18 protein-coding genes and 1 tRNA gene are annotated in these 17,838 nt (G+C 52.0%); 16 read left to right on the plus strand and 3 right to left on the minus strand.

The genetic code is table 11. The annotated features are described in order from the left end of the window. The first annotated feature begins 230 nt into the window (after positions 1 to 230). From A0129_RS12250 to A0129_RS12310, 13 genes are all read left to right on the plus strand, one after another. The gene (locus A0129_RS12250; protein ID WP_291715356.1) at positions 231 to 575 is read left to right on the plus strand and encodes a phage tail assembly chaperone; all 345 of its coding nucleotides are present in this window, start codon (positions 231 to 233) and stop codon (positions 573 to 575) included. A 62-nt stretch (positions 576 to 637) separates the two neighbouring features. After that, positions 638 to 958: a DUF1799 domain-containing protein gene (locus tag A0129_RS12255; protein WP_291715357.1), complete on the plus strand. Its 321-nt coding sequence runs from the start codon at positions 638 to 640 to the stop codon at positions 956 to 958. Next, positions 955 to 5,880 (plus strand): phage tail tape measure protein, encoded by a 4,926-nt coding sequence (locus A0129_RS12260; protein WP_291715359.1) that lies wholly within the window; start codon positions 955 to 957, stop codon positions 5,878 to 5,880. The genes A0129_RS12255 and A0129_RS12260 overlap by 4 nt, the downstream gene beginning before the upstream one ends. Next, the gene (locus A0129_RS12265; protein ID WP_291715361.1) at positions 5,877 to 6,797 is read left to right on the plus strand and encodes a hypothetical protein; all 921 of its coding nucleotides are present in this window, start codon (positions 5,877 to 5,879) and stop codon (positions 6,795 to 6,797) included. The genes A0129_RS12260 and A0129_RS12265 overlap by 4 nt, the downstream gene beginning before the upstream one ends. Positions 6,798 to 6,812: 15 nt before the next feature. Beyond that, positions 6,813 to 8,297, plus strand: a complete 1,485-nt coding sequence (locus tag A0129_RS12270; protein ID WP_291715362.1) for a hypothetical protein — start codon at positions 6,813 to 6,815, stop codon at positions 8,295 to 8,297. 8 nt (positions 8,298 to 8,305) lie between these two features. Next, the gene (locus tag A0129_RS12275; RefSeq protein WP_291715363.1) at positions 8,306 to 8,554 is read left to right on the plus strand and encodes a hypothetical protein; all 249 of its coding nucleotides are present in this window, start codon (positions 8,306 to 8,308) and stop codon (positions 8,552 to 8,554) included. 18 nt (positions 8,555 to 8,572) lie between these two features. Continuing rightward, complete coding sequence (locus tag A0129_RS12280) at positions 8,573 to 8,983, plus strand: hypothetical protein (RefSeq protein ID WP_291715364.1); 411 nt, start codon at positions 8,573 to 8,575, stop codon at positions 8,981 to 8,983. A 62-nt stretch (positions 8,984 to 9,045) separates the two neighbouring features. After that, complete coding sequence (locus A0129_RS12285; protein ID WP_291715366.1) at positions 9,046 to 9,249, plus strand: hypothetical protein; 204 nt, start codon at positions 9,046 to 9,048, stop codon at positions 9,247 to 9,249. Continuing rightward, positions 9,246 to 9,752 carry a lysozyme gene (locus tag A0129_RS12290; RefSeq protein ID WP_291715367.1) on the plus strand — a complete coding sequence of 169 codons (507 nt, stop codon included), beginning with the start codon at positions 9,246 to 9,248 and terminating at the stop codon, positions 9,750 to 9,752. Before A0129_RS12285 ends, A0129_RS12290 begins: the two co-directional genes overlap by 4 nt. Then, positions 9,752 to 10,228 carry a hypothetical protein gene (locus A0129_RS12295; RefSeq protein ID WP_291715368.1) on the plus strand — a complete coding sequence of 159 codons (477 nt, stop codon included), beginning with the start codon at positions 9,752 to 9,754 and terminating at the stop codon, positions 10,226 to 10,228. Before A0129_RS12290 ends, A0129_RS12295 begins: the two co-directional genes overlap by 1 nt. A 61-nt stretch (positions 10,229 to 10,289) precedes the next feature. Next, the gene (locus A0129_RS12300; protein ID WP_291715369.1) at positions 10,290 to 10,529 is read left to right on the plus strand and encodes a hypothetical protein; all 240 of its coding nucleotides are present in this window, start codon (positions 10,290 to 10,292) and stop codon (positions 10,527 to 10,529) included. A gap of 308 nt (positions 10,530 to 10,837) precedes the next feature. Then, complete coding sequence (locus A0129_RS12305) at positions 10,838 to 11,053, plus strand: hypothetical protein (RefSeq protein ID WP_291715371.1); 216 nt, start codon at positions 10,838 to 10,840, stop codon at positions 11,051 to 11,053. An 8-nt stretch (positions 11,054 to 11,061) separates the two neighbouring features. Continuing rightward, the gene (locus A0129_RS12310) at positions 11,062 to 11,874 is read left to right on the plus strand and encodes a hypothetical protein (RefSeq protein WP_291715373.1); all 813 of its coding nucleotides are present in this window, start codon (positions 11,062 to 11,064) and stop codon (positions 11,872 to 11,874) included. Between the two features lie 4 nt (positions 11,875 to 11,878). Here A0129_RS12310 and A0129_RS12315 read toward each other — a convergent pair whose 3' ends face one another. After that, positions 11,879 to 12,832, minus strand: a complete 954-nt coding sequence (locus A0129_RS12315; protein WP_291715376.1) for a site-specific integrase — start codon at positions 12,830 to 12,832, stop codon at positions 11,879 to 11,881. 166 nt (positions 12,833 to 12,998) lie between these two features. Further along, positions 12,999 to 13,085 (minus strand) — tRNA-Leu (locus A0129_RS12320). Positions 13,086 to 13,250: 165 nt separating this feature from the next. Here A0129_RS12320 and A0129_RS12325 point away from each other — a divergent pair. Then, the gene (locus tag A0129_RS12325) at positions 13,251 to 14,831 is read left to right on the plus strand and encodes a diguanylate cyclase (protein ID WP_291715378.1); all 1,581 of its coding nucleotides are present in this window, start codon (positions 13,251 to 13,253) and stop codon (positions 14,829 to 14,831) included. On the opposite strand, the gene A0129_RS12330 is transcribed toward A0129_RS12325, so the two are convergent. Continuing rightward, the gene (locus A0129_RS12330; protein WP_291715380.1) at positions 14,821 to 15,105 is read right to left on the minus strand and encodes a CsbD family protein; all 285 of its coding nucleotides are present in this window, start codon (positions 15,103 to 15,105) and stop codon (positions 14,821 to 14,823) included. The two genes, A0129_RS12325 and A0129_RS12330, sit on opposite strands and share 11 nt — an antisense overlap. Positions 15,106 to 15,175: 70 nt before the next feature. Here A0129_RS12330 and A0129_RS12335 point away from each other — a divergent pair, with 70 nt between their 5' ends. Together A0129_RS12335 and A0129_RS12340 are read left to right on the plus strand one after the other, a co-directional pair. Further along, a complete protein-coding gene (locus A0129_RS12335; RefSeq protein ID WP_291715382.1) occupies positions 15,176 to 16,105 on the plus strand; it encodes an NAD(P)-dependent oxidoreductase in 930 nt (309 codons plus the stop codon). A 119-nt stretch (positions 16,106 to 16,224) separates the two neighbouring features. Next, positions 16,225 to 17,832 carry a DEAD/DEAH box helicase gene (locus A0129_RS12340; RefSeq protein ID WP_291715384.1) on the plus strand — a complete coding sequence of 536 codons (1,608 nt, stop codon included), beginning with the start codon at positions 16,225 to 16,227 and terminating at the stop codon, positions 17,830 to 17,832. Positions 17,833 to 17,838: the final 6 nt, after the last annotated feature.

Here is a 17,838-nt window from a genome sequence, read left to right on the forward strand (position 1 = left end):
GAGCTGGACGCACCCAATGTACAGCCCACTGGCCCAACCATCAGCGACAGCGATGGTACCGCCATGCTGAACCTGAACCTGAACTACAACCCAACCGAAGCGGGCAACGACGAATACGAATTGATTGTTCGATAAGTTGTCCTGCGGTTGAGCAATCAATCGCTTGCCTCAAGGCCCAAAGCCTTGGGGCTTTTTTTATTCCAAATTACAAAGCAAAAGGACAAAACAACATGCCATTCAAACTGAAGCTTTCCCCAACCTACAGCACCCCCGTGAACATTGAAATTCCCGTGGATGGTGGTCGATTTGAGAAGTCCACCTTTGATGCGGAGTTCAAGCGTTTGACCACCGATGAATTGAATGCCTTGCTGGCTCGCCAGCAGGAAGCCAACCGCACTGACCAGGACATGATCGCTGACGTATTGGTGGGCTGGAAAGGTCTACGTGACGAAGACGATCAGGAAGTGCCGTTTTCTGAAACCAACCGCGAAGCCTTGTTCAAGGTGGTGCAGGCAGTACCGGCTTTAACCAAGGCCTTTTTTACAAGCATTGCAAACGTTCGCCAAAAAAACTAATAGCCGCTGCACGGCATTGGGCGCGGGCTGGTGACGATAACCCGTATTCAGTCGATGAGGACGTGGTTCGCCAGCTGCAACAGATGGGCGCGCCTGAGGATGTTGTGCAAGCGGCCAAAGCCCAGACAGTTGAATCCGAGTGCCATGTGTTCCCCGACTGTTGGCAAGCGGTGGAATTGTTTCTGACCTTCCAAAGCCAATGGCGCATTGCTGTTGGCGCCGGTGGGGCGATTTATCAGGGGCTGGATTTCTCGGCCATTGAGCCCGGCCTTCGGCTTTTAAACATCAAAAAGAAAGATCGAGCCCAGTTGTTCAAAGACCTTGTGTTGATGAGCGATGAGGCGGCAAGCGTTATCAATCAACGAATGAGTAAAGCGAAATGAGCGCACTTGGCACCCTTGTTGTAAGCATCGCCATGGATACCCTTGAGTTTTCCAAGGGGATCGACAAAGGCAGCTACGAAGCCCAGAAATTCGCCAAAGAACTTGACCAGAAGTTGAATCGGTCAATTCGCACGGTGACAGAGGGATTTAAGGGGTTTGCTTTGGGTGCGCTTGGTGCGGTCGGTGCCACGCTTTCTGTATCTGCTGCCATCAGTAAGTTAAACAATACATTCCTGACTCTGGATAAGGCTGCTAAAGATGCGCAGCGGTTCGGTATTCCCATTGAGCAGATGACTGCTTTGCAGTTTGCTGCCAATTTATCGGATGTTTCGGTGGATAAGCTGGGCGATTCATTGAAGGATTTGCTCAAGAATGCCAGCGAGGCTGCAAATGGCGTAAAAGGTCAATCAAACCTGTTTCGTGCTTTAGGGGTGGAAGTTACAGATGCCAGCGGTAAGGTTCGCTCTGCCAGCGATCTAATTGGTGATCTTGCTGAGGTTTTTTCTGGTCTTGATGATGGAGCAACCAAAACCAACCTGGCAATGAAGGTTTTTGGCGAGTCGGGTAAAGATTTAATCCCATTGCTGAATGCTGGCCGGGACGGAATTCGCAGCATGACTGATGAGGCCGAACGGGCCGGTGTGGTCATGGGCTCGGAAACAGCTAAAGCGGCTGAAATGTTTAACGACAATGTGAGCCGCTTGGCAGGCTCTGTTGATTCTCTGTTTATTGGTCTTGCGGAAGGCTTGTTGCCTTCATTGGTTGATGTAACAACCGAGATGGTTGCAGGCACCCGTGCTGCTGGCGAATTTGGAGCAGGTATTGAAGCCGCATTGTCCAAATTTACAAACGATACCCTCAGAAGTGCCAGCCCAGCGGACCGCATTAAAGAGCTTGAGCAGACGATCAAAGCCATTGAGGCCTATACCAATTCCGGCGAAAGTCTTGGGCCTTTCGGAATGGATAAATTTCTCGGCTTTGATAAAGAAGGTTTGGCTTCCAAAAAGGCTGAGTTGGCTCTGTACAAAAAAGAGCTGGATGACATCATCACTTCGATTGTTGCCCCTCCAACGCAAGGTGCCAGCTTTGATCTAATGCAGCAGAATCGCGATAAAGAGCGAAAGGCTGCCGAGCAAAGAATCAGAGATTTACTTGCGCAGGCTGACGCATCAAAGCTTGCGGCCGAGGCCACAAAAGCTCAGCAAAAAGCCGAACGTGAATATGCGGCACAAATGAAAGAGCTTGGCCAACAAAACCAAGCCTATGACGAACTTGTTGAGTACCTGAACCAGCACGATGAATACCTGAAAGCCCGTGAGGCCGAAACCAAGGCCATGCGCGACCAGCTTGAGGAAATTGGTCTGACTGACCGCGCCCTGGCCGAGCTGCGTTCGCGACGCATGCGCGAAACTGCTGCCTTGAAGGAATCCACTGCGGCCAAGGAACAAGACACCTTTGCCGCTGAAAAGCTGCGCAAAGAGGCTGAAGAACTGCGCAAGCAGGCTGACTTGAGCACCGAGATATTCAACAGGCAGCAGGTGGCCAACTCGGCCAAGGTGCTGGCCGATGAATACAAAAAGGTGAATGAGGAAATTTCACGTTCGCTAACCGATGCCCTGGTGCGTGGCTTCGAGAGCGGTAAAACTTTGGCCCAGTCGTTTGGCGATTACCTCAAAAACTATTTCAAAACATTGGTGGTTCGGGTGGCCGTGCAGCCTGTAGCTGCTGGCTTGGGTGCCGCTGTGGGTTCTATTCTGCTGCCCGGTGGTGTGCAAGCTGCGCAGGGTGGCGGGGCGGCTGGTGCTGACCCATTGGCCTCGGCTTTCTTTGCAGACCCTGTGGGCACAATTAAATCAGCGTACTCCGCACTTACCAGCGGTGGCAGCTTGTTGACCGCCAATTCTGCTGCTGAATTTTCCAGCATCATCAGCGATTTTGGTTTTGAGCTGGCCACTCAGGGCGGCTTTTTGCAAGACTTCGGCGCTTCGCTGTTTAACAACGCAGAAGGGCTGGGTAAGCTTTCTCAAGCCGCTGGCGTCGCCTTCACGGCGCTGAGCGCATTCAACAGCCTGAAAGATGGCAAGTACTTGAGTGCTGTGGGTACTGGCTTTGGCTACGCACTGGGCGGGCCGCTGGGTGCCACCTTAGGTAACTTTGTGGGTGGTGCGCTCGACAAGCTGTTTGGCTTTGGCAAAAGCGGTGGCCGCAACGCCTTTGGTACCTTCAACACCTTGAATGGCGAGAATACAGGTACCGAGGCCCGCTTCAAGAATGAAGCCGATTTTGACGGCCAGATTGCCGAGTTTGGCCAAGCCTTCGAAAAGCGCTACCTGCAGCTGACCCAGGCGTTGGGTGGTGTGGCTGGCGACATTGGCACCTACATTCGAATCAAGACCGACATTGGTGGTGACAGCCCTAGTGATGCGTACTTCAGCACTGTTCTGAACGGCCAAAACGTACTTTCCACCGGTGGTGGGGGTGTTGGCCGAAGCGACGAAGCATTGAAGGCCGCACTTGAAGGGCAAGCCGTACGTAACCTGGTTGCCGTACTTCAGAAAACCGACTTTGCCGACAACCTGGATGCGCTTTTCGACACGGCTAATGCAGCCAGCGACACGCTGGAGCGTTTGAGCAGCGTGCTGGAAAAGGCCAACCTGGTGCGCTACCTGAACCTGAATTTGAATGTGTTCGCGGACAACATCCGAAACCTGACGCTGGTGAGCGCGGAAAGCCTCGATGCCTTAATTGGTGCCGCAGGCGGTACCGAGCAGCTTTCGGCTGCGCTGAGCGCGTACATGAACGTGTTTGCCACTGATTCTGAACGCTTGGCCAACGCGCAAGAGCAGCTGCGCAGTCAGTTTGAGTCGCTGAATATTCAGGTGCCAGAATCGACCGCTGAATTGCGCAAGCTGATCGATGCGCAAGACCTGACTACCAGTTCTGGTCGTGAAACCTACCTGGCGTTAATCGCCTTGGCAGAAACTTTCAAACAGGTGAAGGCGACTGAGGAGCAAGTGCAGGCTGCAATTGCGCAAACCACACAGCGCACTCGGGACTACATCAACCTGCTCAATGGCGATACCAAAACCGCCTTGCAGCAGATTGCTGAACAAATAGCAGAGACCACCGAGCAACTGTACAGCACCACCGACCCATTGCAGCGCATTGCGCTTGAAGGCCAATTGGCCGACCTGGTGTTTCAGCGTTATGAGGCTGAGCTGGGCATGTTGGGCAAAATCATGTCGGTAACTCAAGAGGTGATGGCCGGCTTTGAGGCCCAGCGCATTGCAAGTACTGCTGCACGCCAACAGATCACCGGGCAGGGCCCATTGGTGATGTCGGCCAGCCAAATTCGTGCGGGTATTCAGGAAGCCACCGAGTTGGGTACCTTGCCAAGTGCCTTGGGCTTGCAAACCGCCAATGAGCGGGTTGCGCAGTTGAATGCTGACCGCTTGGCCGAGGCTTCGCGTATTGAAGGCCTGCAAGGGCAGGGCGAGCAAGCCAAAGATTTTATGGCGCAACAGCAGGCCAAATTGAATGAGCAGTTTGACTTGGCCAGAAAGGCTGCGGGCCTGTTCAATTCCAGCACCCGCTTCGGTACCGCAGTTGGCCTTGGTAAGGGTGGTGGTGTTGCAAGCGCGACATTCAACGAAGCCACCAAGCGCATGGCCGTTGATTACCAAAGCATTCAATACCAAATCGGCCGCGAGGGCGACATTAAAGGCCTGCGCGATCAGTTGGCCGCTGAGCGCAGCGAGTTGGGCGGCATATCAATCAACACTGGTGTGTATGGTGCCAATGGTCGAATTTCCACGGCTGAAAAGGCATTTCAAAATTCAGCAGCAGTTTATACGGCCAAGCTTCTCGAAATTTCCCAGGCGCAAGCCCGGGCCGCTGCCATTGGCCAGAACCTGGCCACCGCTGAAATTCAACGTGCCCAGGCGCAGGAAGAGTTTGCCGAGCAAATTCAGATGTACGTGCTCGATGCAGGCAAGGCCACCAGCAAGTTGTCAAAGCTGCGTGAAGAAACGCTGAAGTACTTTGAGCAGCAGCAGGCCTTGGCCAACCTCATGACTGGCAGCGCCCAGAACATTCGCGGGGTTGTGCAACAGGTGCGCTACAACAGCCTTTCCTCAATGGATCAGCTGAACACGTTGCAGGCTCAATTTGCCACGGCGTATTCGGCTGGGCTGGTTTCCTCGGGCGAGGCGCTTGCCGGTTATGGCGACACGCTGGCCTCGCTGATCGACCCAACTTTGCAAAAGGCCGCTGAGGTGTTTGGTGAGGGCAGCTTTGAATATGACCGCCTTCGCGGCATTTTGTTGAACCAGGCTGAGGCCATTGCTGGGCGACTGGAGGGCTTGACCCCCAAAGACTACCAGCGCGACAGCCTTGCCTTGCTGGACACGATTGATTCAAGCCTTGCCCTGATCGAGGAGCACACACGCTCGGCTGAGGCCTTGATTGTGGATGCGATCAACAACAGCAAATCGGCCACGGTTGATGCGCTCCGACAGTTGCTCAACGCCATGCAGGGCAACCCGGTTCAGGCCTTCTCAGTGGGTGGTTTGGTGCGGGGCCCTGGCACCACTACCAGCGACCAAATTCGCGCCGCGCTAAGCACCAATGAATATGTCATGCAGTCCGGTGCGGTTCGCAAGTTCGGCGTTGATTTCATGGATCAGATCAATGACGGCTACCTGCCCATGGCCCGCATTCCGGGCCTGAGCAATGCGCGGTCTATGGGTGCTGGCGACCAGGATGTGTTGAGCGAGCTGCGGCGCATTGAAGGTGCGGTACAGCGCCTGGAGCGAACAGTGATGATTGGTGATGCGCAAATTGCTCGCAATACCGGTGAGGTAGCACGGGTTTTCAAGCGTGTTGAGGATGGCGATGCAATCGGTGTGAGGGTAATTGAATGAGCATTCCGTTTTCGGTAATTCGGCCAGCTGAAATCACCGATGCCAATTTGGTTTCCACTACTGTGCTTGAAGATGATGAGCCGGTGTACAGCGCGATAACCCCTTATGGGATCGGTGATCGAGTGCTGCTCGGTGCGCCTCAGCATGCGATTTATGAATCGCTTTCTGCCGGCAATGAGGGCAATTTCCCGCCTTCAAGCCCGGCGCATTGGATTTATGTGGGCCCCACCAACGCATGGAAAGCGTTTGACCTGTCGGGCGGTACCGTACTCGAAGCTCCAGGCAGCGACCTTGAGCCGCTTGAGTTTGTGGTCACCGGAAGTCGATTTAACTCGATCGGACTCATTGGATTGCAGGCCAGTTGGGTACGCATTCAAGCCTCAAGCATGGTTGAGGGTGTGTACTACGACGAAACCACCGAGTTTCTGGACAACGCATTGTTGGCCGATTGGTTCGATTACTTTTTCACTGAAATCAGTAAGTCGACCGAGGTAATTGCCCTCGATATTCCGCCGGTGATGAACTCGGAGTACACCATTCAAATTGCTGATGCATCGGGTACGGTGAAGCTGTCCACATTTGTAATTGGACTAGTCGTAAAGATGGGTTTCACCGAATTCGGCGCCCAGGTGGGCATTATCGATTACTCCCGAAAGAACGTAGACCAATTTGGCCGCGCCTCGCTTGAGCAACGGGCATTCAGCGACCGCATGAGCGTTTCAATGGAGTTGCCAAAAGGCATTGTAGATTCAGTGCGCCGCAAGTTCGCGGCTCTGCGCGCCAAGCCCTGTTTGTGGATTGGTGCCAACGGCCAATATGAATCCCTCACCGTTTTTGGCTTCTACCGCGATTTCAACATCGACATTTCTTATCCCGCGTTTTCGATCTGCTCGGCTGAAATCGAAGGGCTTTCATAACTCAAAGGAATAAACATGACAGTACCCCAAATTACTGCCTTGCCCGATCCACCATCGCGGCAAGATCCGACCAATTTCGCCGTCAAAGGTGACGCATTTCTGGGCGCTTTGCCCGACTTTGCCACTGAGGCCAATGCGCTGGCCACCCAGGTGAATGAGCGAGTAGATGCCGCCTTTGCTGCCGGGTTAGAGAGCGCTGCGACCAATGCGGCCACCACCGTAACCAAAGCCGCCGAGGCAAGGGCCAGTGAGTTGGCTGCGGCTGGTTTCGCCAATGAGGCAATGCTGTTGAGTTTGGGTGTTGAAACCCTGCGGCCAAGCATTAAGCCAAGCCTGCTGCTGGACTTTGCCCGCGCTCAAGTGGTACCGCCAAGCGTGACCTTTACCCGTGCATCCACCGCAACGCGTGTGGGCCCTTCCGGTTTGATTGAGACGGTTGGGATCAACGTACCGCGTTTGGATTATGACCCCATAACCCGCGCGTGTTTGGGGTTGTTGGTGGAGGAGCAACGGACAAACTTGTTGTTGAATTCAGTGTTTGCTGGTGCTGTTTCCGGTACGCCTGGCACCGCGCCAACATCTTGGTCATTTATCACTGCCAATGGCACAACCACATTTTTGTCTAGCCAAAGCCGATTCACTGGCGGGAATAAACTTCGATTTTCGGCAACGGCCAACCGCCATTATCTTGGTCGATCAGTTGCTGTTACGGCTGGGCAATCTTCCTGTTTTTCGTCTGAATTTGAGGTTGTTTCAGGAACTATTGGTTTAAACAGCCTTTTTTCTGGCGTTGCTCAAAGTGGAGCGGTCTTTACAAGCAAATATTATTTGGACGGCATTGAAGTTCTTGATAACACCAAGCCAACTGTTGGTAAGCATAAAATTCATGTGGTGCATACCGTTACAACAGGTGGAGAAATTCAGAACCGTGTTGGAATCGGCACAATTAACAACGCTACCGCTGATGTGATTTTCGATATTCCCCAGTTTGAGGTAGGAGCCTTCCCCACCAGCTACATTCCCACAACCACGGCCAGCGTGACGAGGGCGGCGGATGTGGCAAGTGTTAATACTTTGTCGCCGTGGTATCGGGCGGATGAGGGGACATTTTTTGTTGAGGCATCAAGCGTTGTAACTGGTGTTGTTTATGCATACCAACTGGATGACGGGACATTACAGAACAGAATATTCTCGCTTGTTGATAACGCGCATCAATTCTCTGTTCGAATTGCAGACACAGTGCAGGCCCAATTAGACGCCGGTTCTGTTTTAATTAATTCGCCAAATAAAATAGCCGGATCGTATAAAGCGAATGATTTTGCGCTGTCTTTGAACGGATCTGCGCCGGTTTTTGATATAGATGGATCGGTGCCAAACGCAAGTATCCTTCGCATTGGTTCGACAATCAATAGTGGATACTTAAACGGCCACATCCGCCAGATCAAGTATTTTCCTCAGCGTTTGACTAATGCTCAGTTGCAAGCATTAACAAGTTTGTGAGATCAGCCATGTATGACTACTTTCTCGTTTTAGAAACCGAGGCTCAGTGGCTTGAATTGGCCGCTGAGCTTGATTGCGTTGAAAACCTAAGCATCGATGTGATTGGAACCATCTATGAACCATTCGGAGAGGAGTTGGTGGCCATCGATGGATTCCACGTCAATCTGCGCACACAGCATCAGCATGCCTGCCTTGAGGCGCTGATTGGCGAGTATTGCATCGATCCACCTGTAACCCCATATCGCGTTTGGGCTTGACCCTTGGAGAAATGAAAAATGTTAGTTGGAACCGATTCAGATCAAGTGCCAACCAATGGCGACCTGGGCAGCTTGGCCTATCAAAACAAAGAGGATTACAACCTTGAAAGAGGTTTTCTCGCAGGCCAAATTCGTCGCTATGCCCCAATTACTAAAACAGCCAGTTTCACAGTAGACCGTTTTGAGAACTGGCTGATTTGTAACGGCGCTGCCAGCATCACTGTGACATTGCCAAATGCTGCCTCCAATGTGGGCCGCGAAATCATGCTGAAAAATCTTGCAGCTTTCACGGTCATCAGTGCATCCAGCAATGTGAAGCCGATTGATTCAAACACAGCCGGTACCGCAATCCTCCCCGCAACGGTGGGTGCCTGGTGCACCTTGGTGTGTGACGGTACCGACTGGATCATCATGCAGCGCGGTACCTGATCGCAACTCTCAGCAGTTCAACAACAAGGCCCTTCGGGGCCTTTTTTTATGGAGCAATCAAAATGATTGATACCTTGAAGAAGTACTGGCGTTCGCGCACGGTGAAGGCTGCTGTGTTCACCATGATTTTAGGTTTGGTTGAATATCAGACCAAGGCGTTTGTTACCAACATGGGAATTGAAAACGTTGGCTTGATTGTCACCGCATTGGGTGGCGCATTCCTGGTGCTGCGTGCCATCACTACTGAGGCGATTTCCGACAAATGAAGAAGTCGCTGACTTTCAAACAGAAGGCGGGTGGGGCGGTGTTAGCTGCCTCGGCCACGCTGGTTGGTACCGTAGCCACGTGGGAGGGCACTGAGTATGTGCCTTACCGCGACATTGTTGGGGTACTTACCGTATGCCAAGGCTACACCGGCCCCGGCATTGTGCCTGGCAAGGTTTACACCAAGGCCGAGTGCGACCAGCTGTTGGTGCAGGAATTGACTCACCATGGTCAAGGCGTGCTGAAATGCACCAAAGTACCGTTGAATCAAAACCAGTACGACGCCCTGGTCTCCTTCACCTACAACGTGGGAGTGGGTGCGTACTGTGGCAGCACACTGGTTCGAAAGCTGAACCAGGGCGATTACACCGGGGCTTGCAATGAGCTTCGTCGTTGGGTGTATGCCGGCGGGAAACGGGTTCAAGGCTTGGCCAACCGCAGAGAGGCTGAGCGGTCGCTGTGCTTAAAGCCAATGCCTTTGCCTGAACCAGCTGAGGTGGCCTGATGTATCCAAAAACTTGGTTTACCGCCATCGTTTTCATGGCCATACCCGTGGCACTTTTACTGCTGGGCTTTTACGCCGGCGTGAAAGTAGGGGGTGGGGCCGCTGCCAAGGAAAAGCTGGAACTGCAGAAACAGCATACTGCGCAATTGGCCGCAGCATTCAATGACTACCAGGCCAAGATCGAGGCCCAACGCAAACGTGATAAGGAAGCGATTGATGGATACATTACCGAATTGGCTCAAGTTGACAGCAGGTACCGTGAGCTTACTCGCACTGACCGCCTGCGCCTCCCCCGGTCAGTCTGTGATCCAGACTCCGTGCCCACCAACTCCCCAGGTGAACCCCGCCTTGCTGAAGGAACTACCCCCACCGTTGTACTTCCAGAACGAGTTGAAGCGGATCTTCGACAGCTCGCACTAACAGCTGATGAGGTGACTGCGCAGTGCAGGGCAGTGCTGAATGGGTTGGTCAAATGATTGATTTTTGGTTTCTATTGGGTAACAGTGATGACGTTACTTTTCAATTTTGGAATCGATAATGAAAGACTTGATCATCTACTGGGTGAAGTCCACCTATCTTTTGGCTGTTATCTTCTTTGCCGGCCTGGCTTTTATTCTTGCTGACTTAAACGTTGGGTTGTGGCAAGGTTTGGATGTTCGGGCGCACTGTGAACTTGATTATCAAAAGTTCGATGTCCAAACGTATGATCTAAAAACTTGGACTTCGAAGTGTATCTCCGCCGGTGGCAGCGAGGCCTTGCTCCGACAAGGCAGATGAAAGTAATTTGGGCGGAGACCAACTGTGTATGGGTTTCGGCTGGCCTCCATGACCATCTGACAGGTGGTCCAATCGTGAGTGTCAGTTGTGTTAAAAAAGTTTCAACCTGCGCGCGCGAAGAAAAAAATGATTTTCGTTTGCGCAATATGTGTGTAATTATTAATCAAATTAATCTAGAATCCGAATCAGAAAAAACTTAATCGAATTTAAATAGTCGATTTTAATAGAGGCCTTATAGGTTTCTTTTTTTCGTTTTGATTTTGGAAAGTCTTTGTATATTAAAGACTTACGCACAACGGAGGCAGGTTATGAATTCTTCTGATGAAAAAAATAATCAAAAAGAAGTGATTGATCTAAAATCCGTAACCTTGTTCAATCACGTACCAACCAAAAATTTTGTTTTTGATGTAGTCACGGTGCCGGCCACATCTAGCTCTGCGTCTAAATTAGACGAAGCCAAAACAATTTTTGAGTCTGGTCGAAGCTTGGCTGTAGAGTCAGGTGCGTTTGGCTTTGTACGCTAGGGTCTGGGATGACTGATTTTTTCCCCAGAACACCAACTCTTCCTCCCCATTCACCCCTCTTCTGGGTAAATCATAAAGATCGGTATCTTAGGCAGCTCCTTATCAAAGATATTGAGGCCACCACCTCTCGTAGGCTAATTGTTTATCACACGGATTGCGATCGAAGCAATGCACAGATTGATCCAAGCGACGATGTGGCTTTGGCCGAATTATTAACGTCCTGCAAGAACTTGCCAGTAGATCTTATGATCGAGACTAACGGAGGGTTCACTGATTCAACTGAAAAGTTGTGTGCGATGCTGAAGTCTCAAGCTACCGATCTTAGGGTAATCGTTCCCAGGAAGGCCAAGAGTAACGGCACGGTCATTGCTTTGTGCGGTTCAAGCATACTGATGGGTGCAGAGTCTGAATTAGGGCCAATTGACCCCGCCATACAAACGGTTCCTGCGGAATTTATTGTTAATGCTCCAGCGGGAAGTTTTAATGTCATTGATGTTCAGTACGCGACTTACGCCCAGAACCAGACTAGAAAACTTGCTACATATCTATTGACAGAAGGCATGATGAAAAGTGCAGCCGCAGAGGTAATTGAGGCGACGGTCAATGCGCTGGCGACAAAGCAGGTGTATCACTCCCATGGTTCATCTATCGATGCGGCTGAAGCAAAAAGGCTTGGGCTTAACGTAATTCTCCATGAGCCAGATGATGAGTTATGGTGCAAAGTTTGGTTGCTTAGAACAATGTATCAGTATGATTGCGGCGTTAGAAATTTTGCTAAATTGTTTGAAAGCTCAACAGTTAGTACGGCTGTACCAAAATAAAGTCTTACCCCAGCTTGTCCACCAGGCTGGCTGCATCAGCCTTGTAGTAAACATTCAGAAGCATTTTCAAATCTCTGTGCCCAAGCATCTTGGCCAAGGCCAACGCGTCAATTTTCTTACTCAATTGGCTGGCTGCCATGTGCCTGGCATCGTGAAAGTGCAGGTCATTCACGCCAGCTGCTGAGCAAAGCTTTCGCCAATTCACATCAGCTCTTTGGGGTGTCATGCCAAATATGGTGGGCTCAGCCCCCTTTCTCTTTTCCAGTATCGCCCAAGCTTTGGTTGATAGCGGAACCTCCCTCACAGGCCTTGTTTTGAACTCAGGTAGTCTAATCACTCGACCGTTTACCTGTTCCCAGCTCAATGCACATATCTCTCCAATGCTCATCCCGGTTTCAATAGCGAACTTGAACATTTGAAGGCAAACGCCGCCGGCAGGGCGAAGCAGGGCAAAGTGCTCAAGCTGCTCCATTTCTTTATCGGTGGCTACGCGGTCACGAGGTGGTGGGTCTTCTGGTCGCTTGGCCCCATAGAAAGGGTTTTCGGTAAGGAGGCCCATTTCCTTCACTGCATCACTGCATACTGAGCTCAACAGGGTCCACTCTCTTAGCACCGTTCCGGGCTTCACCTCTGCCATGCGTTCGTCTCGCCAATCGGCAACCACCACCTTGCTAAGTTCTTTCAATGTGAAGTCACCCAGCTTCCCCCGCATCAGTACGTTCAGGCGTTTGGTTTCCCAGTCAATACCTGGTCGGTTTGGGTAGCGTTCTATCCAAGCCTGCACCAGCTCACGGAATGTCAGCTTGGCCGGGTTGCCCTTTTCCCGCACCTGGTGCTCGCGGGCAAGTGCCCATGCCTTTGCCTCGGTTTTGTTCTCACAAATCTTGGAGTCGCGCACGCCGTTCACATAGATCTGAACTCGGACCCTGCCGCCTTTGTAGTTGGTGTAAGTAGCCATTGTGAGTAATAGCCGTGTGCAATTTTGAGTAATTGCCTGCGACTTTCTGAGAAATTGTGTGGGGAATTGAGTTTAGGCGTGAGTAGTCAGCCAGTCAAACTGTTAGGTTTTATGCGGTTTCTGAGGGAGTTTGTGTTTGAGGGTGTCACTGTGTGTTCGTACAGTGTGGTGCCGAGGGCGGGAATCGAACCCGCACGATATCTCTACCACTGGATTTTGAGTCCAGCGCGTCTACCAATTCCGCCACCTCGGCAAGCCCGCAATTATGGCAAAAAACCATATTGAACACAACACCCCTTTGCAGAAATAAGTCATTTTTTTTGCGATTGCTGAAAATGTGCCCCTCTCGTGGGATTACCGCCTGCGCAGCGACGTCACATACTGGCTTGGTGCCCTGTTCAACACGGATTTGTTCACAATGTCTTTCAAATGGAAATGGTTGCTTACTACGTTTGTGGCCCAGTTGCTGCTGGGGGGCATCTTTACGACCATTCAATTCATTCACATGGGCAAATTGGCCGAGCAGGATCTGCTTCGAATTCAGGAAAGTTTTCAATCCGAACTGACCAAGGCTCATTTGACCAACAACAGTCATTCTCTGAACGCACTTTCTTCAATCGTTCGGGATTTCTACTTGCGCCACAAACCTGCCGCTGTGTGGGTGAACGAGGGCAGCGAAATGCCTTATGCAATGGGCGATGTGCCCGATGACTTGACTGAGGCGGCAAGCCCTTTGTTGTCGATTTTTGATTTACCGAATACCGGGCAACAACTGAAGGTGTTGTTTGATGAAAACGAAGTGTATCGCAGCCGCAATGACATGCTGTTTTACTTGGCCGGTGTGTTTTTATTGAGTGCGCTGGCATGCTCAATGATTTTGTTGGGCTTGAGCAATACACTGTCTGCACGGCTTGAAGACCTTCGCAGCAAGGCGATGGAGTTGCAGTCTGGAAAAATCCAATCCCGAATCGAGGTGACCGGGCGTGATGAAATTTCCTGTCTTGGGGCTGCCTTCAATAGCATGGCTCAGGCCATTGAGCTGCAAATGAAAGCCATGGAGGAGAGCCACGCACGGTCTGTGTCTGAGAAAAATCGACTCGACATGCTGTTGTCGTCTCTGGCCAGTGGGGTGGCCTATCTGGACGAACATTTCAACCTGCTTTATCTGAATAAAGCGCTGGCAAAAATGCTGAAGATTGAAACGCTCAACCCCGAGTCGGCCAAGCTAGAGACATTGCTGATTCGGGCAGGTGTGGTTCGAGAGCAGCGAATTCGTCTGAAAGACCTGGTGACTGATTACTTCGGAAACCATGAGATGCCGGTTGAGTTGAATTTCACGGATGGGCGTGTGCTGCAATTCCGGTTTGCGGTGTACAACGACAAAATTCAGGGCGCCCATGCGGTGTTGATTGTGGACGATGTCAGCATTCGCAAAAATGTGGAGGATTTGCGCAATGAGGTTGAGCGAGATCCGTTGACAGGTGTGTTGAACCGTCGCGGGTTCGACATGACCCTGGAGGCTCGGCTTTCACGGCTGTTGCCAGGTGAAACTCTTGGGCTCATGTTTCTGGATCTCGACGGGTTTAAGGCCGTCAATGACACCTTGGGCCACAAGGCCGGAGATCAAATTCTGAAAACCAGCGCTACTTTGCTGAAAGGAGCGACACGCAATGTAGACCATGTCGCACGTTTGGGTGGAGATGAGTTCGCGATTATTGTGGCCCGTTGCAACATTCAGTTGCTTAAAAACATTGCCGAGCGAATTATTGAATCGTTTGCCTGCGACAAGTTGTTGGTGCGTGTACGGCAGAACCACGGTTTGACCGTGTCATGCAGCATTGGTGCTGCCATGCATCCATTGCACGGGCATTCCATTCAACAGCTGCTTGAAATCAGCGATGAGCAAATGTATCAAGCCAAGAAGGCGGGGAAAAACTGCTATCGGATAGCAGGGGTGTTTCATGAGCCATTGACCACGGACACCGAGGTCAAGGTTTGAGTTTGTTGCGAATCTGGTTCAGGCTCTTGTTGACCTCTTTGCCAAGTGCCTTGCCAGTGCTCTTCACTGTGGTTTTGGCGGTTTCGGCCGCATCTTGGGTGGCCCCTTTGAGTTTTTGAAATTGACCTTCTCGTTGTAGTTTCTTGTTGCCAGTCAGTTCACCAATCTTCTGTTTGGTCACACCCATGGCCATATTGATTTTGCCTTCGTATTTTCCCGCCACTTTCTTTTCCTCCCCGTCCGCATTGCAGTGTAACTTGACTGGCATTTTCATGGTTAGCCCCAGTGTCGAAGCCCGCAATTAGCCGGTAGCCTTCTAGCAACTGAACTGGAGACTCGACACCATGAACATTGTTTGGCTGGAAAGCGAAACCGTACGTACCCCTTTGCCCCGTCCAGAGTGCGCACATACTTGGACCGAATACCCTTTCACTACGGTGGATACGCTAAAAGAGCGGATCAAGGATGCGGAAATTCTGATTATCAACAAGGTGAAAATTGGCCCTGCCGAGCTGGACGCAGCACCTAAACTGAAAATGATTCAATTGGTGGCCACGGGTACCGACAACGTCGACAAGGCAGCCTGCGCTGAGCGTGGCATCAAGGTCAGTAATGTGGTGAATTACGGCCCCGAATCCGTGGCTGAGCATGCAATGGCGTGTATTTTGCAGTTGACCCGCCGTGTACCCGAGTGGGAAGCGCTGGTGCACGATGGCAGCTGGAGTGCATCGCGGTTTTTCTGCCTCCATACTTTGCCGATGCGCGGCCTGCACACTCAAACCCTTGGTGTGTTGGGTAGCGGTGCGATTGGCGGCAAGCTGATTGAATTTGCCAAGGCTTTTGGCATGACTATTTTGCACATCGAACGTCAGGGTGTTGAAAAGCCTCGTGAGGGATATGTGACTTTCGACTATGGGTTGGCCCACAGCGATGTGCTCAGCCTGCATTGCCCCTTGAATGAGCAAACGAAGGGTTTGATTGGTCCCGACACCATCCCCAAAATGAAAAAGGGCGCAATTCTGATTAATACCGCTCGCGGTGGCCTGGTGCAGTTCGATGCCTTGAAGCAGGCGATCGAAAGTGGCCATTTGGGTGGCGCTGCGCTGGATGTACTGGAGGTGGAACCTCCTCCCCGGGATCACCTGATGGTGCAGTGGCGACACCCGCGCTGCATTATCACGCCACACGTGGCTTGGGGCACTGAAAGCTCTCAAGCGAATGCGGGGCGTTTGGCCGTGAAGCATGTCGATGAGTTCATTGCTGAAAATCTGTAAGCTTGGTCAGCTCGCCCGCTGTTGTATGAAAAGTACATTTGCTGCACCCAGCCGGTGCAGCAGGTGAATTTAAAGCAATTGCACAAATAATAAGCACCAAATAGGCTTAGAATGCGTGCATGACACAAACTGAACCGAATACCATCAGCGCCGCTGAAGAAGCCGCCCTCGCGAATGTAACCTTTGCAGACTTCGCGCTGCATCCCAGCATCCAGAAAGCCATCGACGAACAGGGTTATACAAAACCCACACCAATTCAGGCCAAAGCCATTCCCGTGGTGCTGACCGGCGTCGACGTCATGGGTGCTGCCCAGACGGGCACAGGTAAAACAGCTGGGTTCTCATTGCCGATTTTGAACCGCTTGATGCCGCTGGCCACTGAGAATACCTCGCCAGCCCGCCACCCTGTTCGTGCGCTGATTTTGACGCCGACTCGAGAGTTGGCAGATCAGGTTGCCGCCAACGTATTTACCTACGCAAAACACACCCCTTTGCGTTCGACCGTGGTTTACGGTGGCGTGGACATCAATCCGCAAATCCAGGCGCTGCGCCGTGGAGTTGAGTTGGTGATCGCTACACCTGGCCGCTTGCTGGACCATGTTCAGCAAAAGAGTATTAATTTGGGCCAAGTGCAGGTGCTGGTGTTGGACGAAGCAGACCGCATGCTGGACATGGGCTTTTTGCCTGACCTGCAACGAATCATTAACTTGTTGCCCAAAACCCGCCAGAACCTGTTGTTCTCCGCTACGTTCTCGCCTGAAATTCAGAAGCTGGCCAAAAGCTTTATGGTGTCGCCCACATTGATTGAAGTGGCTCGCCGCAATGCAACTTCCGAGAACATCAAACAGGTTATTTTCGCGCTCGACAGCGAAGAAGACAAACGCATGGCGGTTTGCCACCTGATTCAAAGCAAGGCGCTCAGTCAGGTGATTGTGTTTTCAAACACCAAGCTGGGCACTGCCCGTTTGGCGCGCCACCTTGAAAAAGAAGGTGTGTCGAGCACAGCCATTCACGGTGACAAAACCCAGATAGAGCGAACCAAGTCGCTGGAAGCCTTCAAGGCGGGTGAAGTAACTGTGCTGGTGGCGACCGATGTGGCCGCACGCGGCTTGGACATTGCTGATCTGCCTTGCGTGATCAACTACGACCTGCCTACCACCCCAGAGGATTATGTGCACCGCATTGGCCGCACTGGACGTGCCGGCGCAAAAGGAACTGCATATTCATTCGTGGTGAAGCGCGATGAGCGTGCCTTGAAAGACATTGAAAAGCTGATCGGCAAGGCCTTTGTGCGCGAAGAACTCGAAGGTTTTGTGCCAGGCGCACGAACGCCGAGGGAAGAGAGAGGCGGGCGCGAGGGTCGCAGCGAAGGTCGCAATGAGGGCCGCACCTACGAGGGTCGCTCTGACCGTCGCCCTCCGCGCAGCGGTGATGAAGCGGCACCAGCCCGTGAGCGTCGCCCGGCGCGTGACACGTCGTATCAAGGTGCGCGTTTTAACGACAATGCCCCCATTCATCGTGATGCTGAATATGAGCGCCTGCGCGCCAAACTGGCGCAAACACGCGTGAAAGACTCGTTGTTCAATCAGCCCTATCAGGAATCCAAGGAAGACAAGGCCGCAGCTCAAGCCTCTGCTTCAGGTCAGTCTTCGGTTGGCAACAACAAACCAAAAAACAAGAATGCCGCGCCTGTGGCGTTTTTGTTGGGTGGTAGTCCTAGAAACTGAGCTTGG

It is taken from the genome of Limnobacter sp. CACIAM 66H1, assembly GCF_001601825.1.
GTDB lineage: Bacteria > Pseudomonadota > Gammaproteobacteria > Burkholderiales > Burkholderiaceae_B > Limnobacter.